We start from the raw sequence: 9,994 nt of genomic DNA, 5'->3' as shown, positions 1-9,994 counted from the left end.
GACAAGTTTCGAGAGAAGATTGAACTAAATTAGATGAACATCATTCATAAAATGTGAATTAAGGGAAGCCCAAAATGGCTTCCCTTAAAAATTATCATATTATCAACACTGTTATTAAACATAGCCTTTATTTTATATCAACAGAGTGACTATCTAAATACTTCAGCTTTTCATCACTAAGTTTCACCTTTGATTTTAGAATATCTACCGCAGCTTTTGGAAGGTAAGATTCCTCGCTAATCTCATAGGGAAGGTCTAGATAATAAGCAACGAACAACCTTATAGAAGATGTGCCTATTTGTGTACCAGAATCTTTTAAACCTTCGTAGATTATTTCAAGATCTTTTACTTTAAAACTATTTAAATCTGAAGATTCAACAGCAAACGCTTCGCCAAGTATCTCTACAGGAATCTTGAAAGAGCTACTAATATCTTTAAATGTATAAGAACCTCTAATGTCAGAAGGATTATATTCACCCATAGCTTCTCCAGATTTTATAGTATTCGGAACCTTTGTGGATTCTGTTTTCCATAGCCCAAAAGCCTTGGTTACTACTATTCCACCAAATAAAACAACAATAATTACTAAGGGTAAAACATAAGTTTTTATCTTCATAACTTATTTACCTCCCTTTGTAGATAAATTTACTGTATCTACTATAGGGCAATCATACTCAGATGTACATTGCATACATGAAATACATTGATGATCAAGGATAACTTCATGTTCCGATACCTTAATATTCATGGGACAAACATTATCACAAGCCTTGCATGATATACAGGTATTCTCATTTCTTCTGATTTTAAAGATTCTAAATAGGTTAGCTATTCCAAGTACAGCACCATAAGGACAAACATATTTACACCAAGGTCTTTCAACAAATAAAGTAGAAATCATAACTAATAATAGAACAATCATACTAACTATTGAAATCTCGCTTGTCCAAAAATTAAATAATGCATAATATGGATCCACATCCGCAAAAACTATTTCGGCTGATATTGCAGTTATATAAAGCACACGAGCTAAAACTATATATCTTAGGAATCTTAAATATTTATCGTATTTATATGGTATAAAATTGTTATATTTTTTATGGAAAAGTTTTTTACCTATTTTACCTATCCATTCTTGAAAAGTTCCAAATGGACATATCCACCCGCAAAATAAAGGACCAAAACCTACAGCAAGAATAAATCCAATGATCATCAGAATAAAAGAGGATTCATGAATTTTCTTTATAAAAGTTCCATCGCTTAAGTATTGGTAAATCGTTACAACTCCACCAAATGGACATAGTGCATGTAGTGAAGCAGCAGATAGTAAAGTTATTCCTCCTCCATTCTCAATAAGGGTATGATTAATTGCGATAAAAGCAATAAGTACGAAGAAAAATATCTGAATCCACTTTCTAAACTTAAACACTCTATTTTTCATTTATATAATCTCCTTTTCTTTAATTCTTATAAGATTATTATAATAAGCATATTTGTTAAATGTATGATATATATGTGATGAAATTGTGAAAGATTAATTTTCACTCAATATACTTCAATAACAAAAGACCCCCGCTTTTTACAGCAGAGGTCTACAATTTAGATCCTGTTCACTAATAAACCTATTTACCTATTAATCCTTCTGATTTTAACCATTCTTCTGCCACTGCCTTTGTCTCTTTTTGTTCAATATCTACTAAATAATTCATTTGCGTCATATTTTCATTTGTTAGTTTAGCAGAAACTTTATTTAAAATCTCTACAATTTCAGGATTTTCACTAACAAACTCAGTTCTAAGATTAGGTGCAGGATTATAAGCTGGGAAGAAGGCTAAATCATCTTCAATATTAACCAATCCAAAGGCTTTGATTCTTCCATCAGTGGAGAACCCCATTCCGATATCAGCTTGATCTTCTTTTAAAGCTTTATAAACAATACCATTATCCATAACTAAAAGATTAGCTTCAGCTATTTTAAATCCATAAGTCTTTTCTAATCCTGGCAAACCATCAGCTCTTGCTGTAAACTCTTGATCTACTGCAAATTTTAACTTACTTGGGTTTGCTTTAATATAAGCTCCCAATTCACTCAATGTTTTAATTTTCAATTTATCCGCTTGTGTTTTTTTCATCATAACAGTGTAAGTATTATTAAACCCTGCATAGTTCAACCAATCAATACCATTTTTTGCATCTTCTGCTTTTACTTTATCATAGCATTCTTGTGATTCTGTCAAAGGAGTGTCATGTTGTAAATGTGATTGCCATGCCGTTCCTGTATATTCCCAATAAACGTCAATATCTTTATTTATTAGTGCACTTCTATTTTTATCTGAACCTGCAACACCTGTATTATCTTCAACTTTATATCCTGCATCCTCTAAAGCCAATATAGTCATTTGCCCTAGTAACAATTGCTCTGAAAATTCTTTTGAACCTACTTTAACAGTTACTTTTTCATCTGCACTTTTTGTTCCACATCCTGTTAGTGTAGCAATTACCATTCCTGATACAATAATCATTATTATTAATTTTCTACCAATTCTCATTATAATTTCCCCTTTATAATTTTATTTTTTGTTCAATCATTCCAAATATAGAATCAGCAATAAGTGCCATGAGTACTGGAAGCGTCGCTCCTAATACAAGAACTTGCCAACGACTAATGTTATTTCCTGCGATAATCAAATTACCTAAACCACCACCACCAACAAACGCAGCTAGTATGGCTGAAGCAATATTAATAGTAATAGCTGTTCGGATGCCAGCTATTATCATTGGCATAGCTAGTGGAATTTCCACCTTAGTCAAAACATGACTTGCCTTCATCCCTACTCCATTTGCAGCCTCAATGATAGCTTTATCTACTTCGCCCACACCAATTAATGTATTATTCAAAATAGGTAAAAGCGAATAAATCCACAAAGCAATAATAGCTGTTTTAGCTCCAATTCCAAGTACTCCAACAAGTAATGCTACAATAGCTAAGCTCGGAATCGTTTGCCCCACATTGACAATACTCACTACTTTAGATGTCCATTTTTTAAATTTCCGTCTTGTCAGAAGTATACCTATTGGGACTGCTGTTAATATTGCTAATCCACTTGATACTCCAACAATATAAAGATGTTGTTTTAGAAGAGTAGAAATCTTGTCATAACTGACTAATCTTGCAACCATACTATCTTGAGGGTTTTCAACAACATAAATGCTTAAGATAATACCAATAGCTATTAAAATTAAAATTATGACAAGATTTTTAATATATTTCATAGAATTTTTATATAGACCCGCTGTCACCATCACTCACCACCTTAAGTAAATTGTTTATTGTGACTATGCCTTTAATTTCATGACTGCTGTCTTCAACAAAAATATATTGTTTCCCTGTACTAAACATTTCTGACAATGCATCTTTTGCAGTTGCATCCATTGAAACTCGGTTTACGATTTCTCTTTTTGTTTCGCTAACTTTTCCACTACTTCTTAAAATATCCTTTAGATCAATATAATATTTCCCATTTTTTCCATCTTCAGTAACCACCATTTTATTAACTTCAGATTCCAAAAATAATTTCTTTGCTTCCTCAAATGTTAGATTTATATCCATTGCGTACACCTTTTGCATAATACTTTCACATTTAATCAAGTTCATCATTTTTATTGAGCTATTTCCACCAATGAGTTCAGATACAAAATCGTCTATTGGATTAGTTAAAATTTCACTTGGCGTACCCATTTGAAGAATTTTCCCATCTCTTAATACAACAATCTTATCACCCATTTTAATTGCTTCATCAATATCATGAGTTACAAAGACAATAGTCTTTTTTATTTTTCTTTGAATTTTAAGAAATTCGTCTTGCAATTTTCCCCTAGTAATGGGATCTAACGCTCCAAATGGTTCATCCATTAACATAATTGGAGGATTAGCTGCCAATGCTCTTGCCACCCCTACTCTTTGTTTCTGTCCACCACTAAGTTCTCTTGGCTTCTTAGTTCTATAAACTTTCGGGTCAAGTTCCATTAGTTCTAATAATTCATTTACTCTGGCGTCAATTTTATCTTTTTTCCAACCCAATTCCACCGGTACAGTTGCAATATTCTCAGCAATTGTCATATGTGGAAACAACCCTATATCTTGAATAATGTATCCAATATTTCTTCTTAATTCTATAGAGTTAATATTTTCTATATTTTTACCATCAATAAGTATATTTCCTGAATTACGTTTGATTAATTTATTAATCATTTTCATGGTTGTGGTTTTACCACAACCTGATGGTCCAACTAGCATGCAAATTTCTCCTTTTTCAATATGAAGGTTGAGATTTTCAACTGCATCTACATTTGCATTATTATATCTTTTAGTAACATTTTCAAATTTTATAATATTGTCCACCCCCTCTTATATCTCATGTTTTTTTTGAACCTTCTCAAGTAATTTATCTGTCAATATGGCAATGATGGAAATTAATATTGCTCCTATTAACACCATATTGTCATTTGTTCTACTTATTCCTCTAAAAATATAGACGCCTAGTCCACCCGCTCCTATATAACCTGCAATGGCTCCTATTCCTATTCCCATTACAGTAGCTGTTCGTATTCCTGTCATTATAGATGGAAAAGCAAGTGGAATTTTAATCTTATAAAGTATCTTCATTTCTGTAAGTCCCATACCTCTTGCTGCTTCAATAATAGATGGATTAATATTTGTAATTCCCGTATAAACATTTCTAACAATTGGTAACTGCGTATATGCAACTAAACCAACAATTGCTGGTGCTTTCCCAATTCCTAGTATAGGAATAAGTAAAGAAAAAAGTGCTAAGCTTGGAATTGTCATCATGACATTTGTAATATTTAAAACAATACTTGCCACTTTTTTATTCATTGTAATTATTATTCCTACAGCCGTTCCTAATATAATGGAAATGACCATTGCAGTAAGTACCATAATAAAATGTTCCACTGTAAGGTCTAATATAGTATCCCATCTGGATATAAAAAAACTAAATAAATTCATACTATACCCCCTCAAAATTTGTGGTAATAAAATCCCTCAAATTACATTATTATTATCTGCATTAATTCTGTTAATATTCATCCATAATACGGTAGCAATTATATATAGAATCTGTGGAATATAAACATCTTTAACGCAAAAAAAATCATCATTACTGACGATTCTCTTTTATTTAACTGGATATAATATAATTACTTATAAAGTTTATTGTAGTGCACTGTATGATTTAATTGAATTTTCTCCAGCTATTGTTACTGTATATTTAGTAATACCTTGCCTCTTTTGAAAATAATTTTGTTCTTTACCAATTGACTTAATACAATTCCTTTTTATTATAACTGTTTTTCTTGAAAATTTTCTATATCTCATGACAACAAAATGATTTCCCCAATATATTCCATTATCGTTAAAGCTCATATAATGCCAATACATTAATATAGGTAATAGTAAAAATACAAAACACCCATAAGGAACATAAATAGCTATTAATGACATTGTTATAGAATATATTGTTAATCTACATAAAAGAAATCCAATTAACGCTTTTCTAGGAAGCATAACTAAGTCATAAGTTATATTCATTTCAGGTAAAATATCCTTAAAAACCTTATTAAGCACCTTCATTTGAGCACTAGGACAAATCAACCTGCTTCCACCTCTATCTTCTCCATTACCAACAGTATTAACTTTTAATGAAAAATACCCAAATGTCTTTTTAGTGACTCCCTCTACTATTGTTGTGCTTTGAATTTGTTTTACTGGAATATCCACTTCTTTTTTATCAAATAACCCATAGGATAGTTTAATATTATGTTCTTCCCTTATAACTGTAAATTTATAGTATTTGATTATAGTTGCAAGAACAGATATGGTCCATGAAATAAATAACATAATAAAAATGAGTGCTACTCTATATCTTATTGTTCTTGTTTCATTAGCTTCTTTAATTGTGGCTACCCCAAATACTTTGACTTTTCTCATAAACCCTTCAGGTACTATATCCTCTATCTTAAAATAAACCCCTAAGATTATAAGAAATCCTAATAAAATGTGGCTAGACATTGTTGCCATAACAAATAAATCTTTTAATGAGCAATAGATTTTTTTTATATTTGATCCTTCCGTAACTTCAAATTCACCGTTATTTTCATGTCCTTTAAATATGATATTTTTCACTCTAATTGCTTCTTGCTTAGATAAAAGTAGAGATATTTCAAACCTTTCCTCTCCCCTAGCAGTATCGATTTCAAGCTTGTATACATTAAATAATCTTTGAACCACAGAGGATGATATATCCGCACTTTGCACTTGTGAAAAAGGTACTGATCTCTCATGCGTCATTATCACTCCATATTTTATGGACATTTCATCATCCGCAAGGCTATATACATTTTTCTTCCATTTTACTATAGCTAAAAAAACAACTACAACCACAGCAGCTGACACTACGTAAACTACTGTATAATTCCCTCCATACTTTTGAGGAAATTTTATACCTATTGAATGCATTGCTACGAAAGATATAATAAACGGAACTATCCTATTTAATAGAAATTTAAAAATTTCTGAATATATCATAAATTTATGTGGATGTTTTAGTTGTCTCATATACTTTTCTCCCTAATCTATTTATATACTATTAATTTCCATTATAGCATAGTAACTATAATTATGAAATTTCATGATTTCCTACTTCATAAAAGGTCTTATAAATAGCTCCTTACTTCTCTTCATTCCAAACAAAGTATTGTAACCCACTATATCACTATGACTAATACCATAACCTGAACAAGACATTGAAAGCATGACAAATCCCAGTTTCTTTTTTTAAAGCTCTATTTAAATATAAGATTTTTTATAAGCTTTCCACAATTTTTACACACTTGCATTTCTAGGTCTTGTTGTTCAATGGATACAAAATGATATGAAAGAAAACCCCGAAAAAATCATAGAAACCTTATCCATAACAGTGCGAAGAAGTATGATTAATTCATTAATACAGTATGAAGACTTTAATAGGACACAATCGAGATAGAATAAAAGCTGACCCCCTTAATTTAAGGGGGTCAGTGCTTTAACTCTATCTATTTTCTTCAATAACCTGCTTATACGCTTTTGTTTCTACAAAAATTTCGTCTTTTAGCGGATTGAGTTTGTTTTTGTGAATCTTATTAAACTGATAAGCTACTAATAGAACATTTGCACTTAAGGCCAACAAGCTTAAGGTAAAAAACGCAATTGGATTATGCGTGGTAGCTACAGGAGCTATGCGGTCTGCAAAGGAAGGTACCGTCATGACAAACATTATCCACAAGGCAAGAGTCTGCGCGCGATGCTGAAGCCACGCTCCTTTTTTAATAAAAAAAGCAGGTATGGTACAGGAAAGCAACAGTGCCAAGCCACAGTAAAATGAATGATCAGCTATACAATTGTAGGTATAAGCAAAATTCCACAAATCATAAGCTATGATCCAAGGCCAGATCATATCAGGCCAAATCATATCCTTTGTCTTGTCTTTGGAAATAAATATACCAAACCAACCGCAGATAGCGATGATGTTAAGTAGTCCAGCTATACCATTCATGATATTCCATGGTCCTGACATTACCCAAAGATTGTCTATATATTCTCCATTCCATGCGCCATATGTAAAACATTGAAAATCCCGAATAGCTGCTTCAAAGATATTAAATGCTAAAATAAAGGCTGGAAAGCATAATACCCACTTCTTTTTAATAAGTGATGGGATATAGCGAATAGCCATAAACCCAAGACACCCTGCGATGGCCGAATAGGTTTTTACCCAATTAAACCAAGTTCCCGTACCATATTCATTTCCCAGAGCTGCAGTTGTTGGCCAAACAAAAATAGTGAGCCCTATTGGAACTATTAGAAAAAGTACAATCCCGCCCCATTTTGTAGAACGACCAAGCTCATTAAAAGCCATTAAAGCAAATAAAACAAAAATCAAAATACCCCAACTAGTAAAATTTGTTGCTTCATACAATATACCCATAATACTTCCCCCCCATAAAAATAACATTTAACATAACTCTAATATTCCTATCTCACAAATCATTTAACGTATGAATTTTGGTAAACTCAGTGTCTTTTCTTGTCGATAGACCAATTATATTATATATTATCTCCTGTGTCAAATACTTGAAACAATATCAATTTTTACTTGTTTATCGTGATTAATCCATAAAAAAAGAAGCATCTCTGCCCCTTAAATCTAATTCCATAAATCCTTAGTAAGTTCTTCTATTTCTTTTTTTCTTTTTTCAGTTTCTTCAACCTCTACAGTTATCATACCATTATCTATATTAAGAACATCGCCCTCTTTAGCTGTATTAGGGATTTTAGATTTTTCAATATCTAACATTTGCTTATCCTCTTTTTCGCATACCGCAAAATTACCTTCAAACCTATCAATAATTACTTTCATAATTTCCTCCTATTTGGGTGGGTGACATTTACTACATGGACCTAATCCTTGTGCTTTTGCATCATTTAAGCTTATTGGAATCTTGCTTTTACTTAAAGATGAACATCCCTCAACATGATATTTGCTACCAGTCTTAGTAGTATATACAGTCACACTTTGATTCTTACTTGGTGTAGCTGGCTTTGCAACAGTAACTGGTACAGGCTTACTTACTGATGCATTACCAGTTGTTGAACTAGCACTAGTAGAACTAGAAGTAATTCCTTTATAGCTACCAGGATTCACATTAAAACTTACATTTGTTCCATTAGAAGTAGCAACAACCGTTCCATTTTCATCAGTTCTATAAACAGGTATATCCTTAGCCTTTAGTCTGCTCATAGTTTCCTCTGTAGGATGTCCGTAGCTATTACCTTTGCCTACGCTTATTACGGCATACTTAGGATTTACCCCATCTAAGAAACTTATACCTGTAGAAGACCTACTTCCATGGTGCGAAACTTTAAGTACTGTTGCCGATAGATCTAGCCCTTTAGATAACATTTGGTTTTCAGACTCAGCTTCTGCATCTCCAGTTAATAAAAATGATGTGTTTCCGAAAGTAATTTTTACAACTATAGAGTAATCATTTGCATCTTCATATTCTATTCCATTAGGTGCTAATACTGTAACAGTGGCATCGCCTATTTTAAATGTGCTACCTACTGTTGGCACTGTTAATTTTAGCCCATTATTTTGGACTGCACTTACAAAGTCTTTAAAAGTTTTAGTAGTTGACGTCTGTTTTGGAAAATACACTTTTCCTACATTAAATGAATTAATAATATAGTCCATACTTCCAATGTGGTCCTCATGTACATGTGTACCAATTACAGCATCAAGAAAACTAACTCCCTTACTATCTAAATAATTTTGAATAACTTGAGCATCACCGTTATTCCCTGCATCAATAAGCATACTTGAGTTGCCTTGTTGTACTAATATACTATCTGCCTGGCCTACGTCTATAAAATGAACTTTAAGCTCACCAGTTACAGCTTTTTCGTCAATGCTTACTGTATTTTCTTTCTGCGTAGGTACTTCTTTAGTTATAGTCTTGTCTGCTTCTGCTTGATTATTTGGAACTGTTTGCATAGTCTTTTTCTGTGCTTGTAGAATCGCAACTGCTGGCTGAGCATTTTCAGATGTACTTAAACAGCCAGTTATGCTGAACATAAGTATTAACCCTAAAACAAAACTTAGATACTTTTTCTTATTTGCCATGTATTCATCCCCCTAGCTTTATATCAAATTCCCTACATTACTATACTTCTACAAATTTATATAAAAACCTTTACTTGCATGACTTAATGTGTAATTTAAAATAATATTGTAGATTAAAATGATGATACAATCGAGTAGGAGGCTAATCATTATTTGATTAGCCGACCTCTCACACCACCATGCATACCGTTCGGTACACGGCGGTTCCATAAGAACTAACAAGTTCTAAGATAATATTTCGTTATACTGATTAG

The 9,994-nt window shown here is 32.1% G+C and carries 10 protein-coding genes and 1 pseudogene; 1 reads left to right on the top strand and 10 read right to left on the bottom strand.

Translation table 11 applies throughout. The annotated features are described in order from the left end of the window. Nucleotides 1-127: 127 nt before the first annotated feature. The 7 genes from ACREWB_RS09490 to ACREWB_RS09460 all read right to left on the bottom strand — a co-directional run bounded on the left by ACREWB_RS09490 (nt 128) and on the right by ACREWB_RS09460 (nt 6,637). Nucleotides 128-616, bottom strand: a complete 489-nt coding sequence (locus tag ACREWB_RS09490) for a hypothetical protein (RefSeq protein WP_431547219.1) — start codon at nt 614-616, stop codon at nt 128-130. A gap of 3 nt (nt 617-619) precedes the next feature. Then, on the bottom strand, nt 620-1,441 hold the full coding sequence (locus ACREWB_RS09485) for a 4Fe-4S binding protein (protein WP_431547218.1): 822 nt from the start codon (nt 1,439-1,441) through the stop codon (nt 620-622). Nucleotides 1,442-1,622: 181 nt separating this feature from the next. Continuing rightward, a complete protein-coding gene (locus ACREWB_RS09480; protein WP_431547217.1) occupies nt 1,623-2,549 on the bottom strand; it encodes a glycine betaine ABC transporter substrate-binding protein in 927 nt (308 codons plus the stop codon). 13 nt (nt 2,550-2,562) lie between these two features. Beyond that, nucleotides 2,563-3,303, bottom strand: a complete 741-nt coding sequence (locus ACREWB_RS09475) for an ABC transporter permease (RefSeq protein WP_431547216.1) — start codon at nt 3,301-3,303, stop codon at nt 2,563-2,565. Continuing rightward, the gene (locus tag ACREWB_RS09470; RefSeq protein ID WP_431547215.1) at nt 3,281-4,402 is read right to left on the bottom strand and encodes an ABC transporter ATP-binding protein; all 1,122 of its coding nucleotides are present in this window, start codon (nt 4,400-4,402) and stop codon (nt 3,281-3,283) included. Before ACREWB_RS09470 ends, ACREWB_RS09475 begins: the two co-directional genes overlap by 23 nt. Nucleotides 4,403-4,408: 6 nt before the next feature. Further along, nucleotides 4,409-5,029 carry an ABC transporter permease gene (locus ACREWB_RS09465; protein WP_431547214.1) on the bottom strand — a complete coding sequence of 207 codons (621 nt, stop codon included), beginning with the start codon at nt 5,027-5,029 and terminating at the stop codon, nt 4,409-4,411. Nucleotides 5,030-5,233: 204 nt separating this feature from the next. Beyond that, the gene (locus ACREWB_RS09460; protein ID WP_431547213.1) at nt 5,234-6,637 is read right to left on the bottom strand and encodes a PH domain-containing protein; all 1,404 of its coding nucleotides are present in this window, start codon (nt 6,635-6,637) and stop codon (nt 5,234-5,236) included. Between the two features lie 271 nt (nt 6,638-6,908). On the opposite strand from ACREWB_RS09460, the pseudogene ACREWB_RS09455 reads away from it, so the two are divergent. Next, nucleotides 6,909-7,064: pseudogene (locus ACREWB_RS09455) on the top strand (TetR-like C-terminal domain-containing protein); the annotation flags it as partial. Nucleotides 7,065-7,109: 45 nt separating this feature from the next. On the opposite strand, the gene ACREWB_RS09450 reads toward ACREWB_RS09455, so the two are convergent. The 3 genes from ACREWB_RS09450 to ACREWB_RS09440 form a co-directional block, all read right to left on the bottom strand. After that, the gene (locus tag ACREWB_RS09450; protein WP_431547212.1) at nt 7,110-8,045 is read right to left on the bottom strand and encodes a DUF5692 family protein; all 936 of its coding nucleotides are present in this window, start codon (nt 8,043-8,045) and stop codon (nt 7,110-7,112) included. 219 nt (nt 8,046-8,264) lie between these two features. Continuing rightward, nucleotides 8,265-8,477: a DUF3006 domain-containing protein gene (locus ACREWB_RS09445; RefSeq protein ID WP_431547211.1), complete on the bottom strand. Its 213-nt coding sequence runs from the start codon at nt 8,475-8,477 to the stop codon at nt 8,265-8,267. A gap of 9 nt (nt 8,478-8,486) precedes the next feature. Beyond that, a complete protein-coding gene (locus ACREWB_RS09440) occupies nt 8,487-9,740 on the bottom strand; it encodes a ComEC/Rec2 family competence protein (RefSeq protein ID WP_431547210.1) in 1,254 nt (417 codons plus the stop codon). Between the last annotated feature and the right edge of the window lie 254 nt (nt 9,741-9,994).

The organism is Clostridium sp. (genome assembly GCF_050717635.1).
Classification (GTDB): domain Bacteria; phylum Bacillota; class Clostridia; order Clostridiales; family Clostridiaceae; genus Clostridium_AD.
This window is presented reverse-complemented; position numbering and strand designations above follow the sequence as displayed.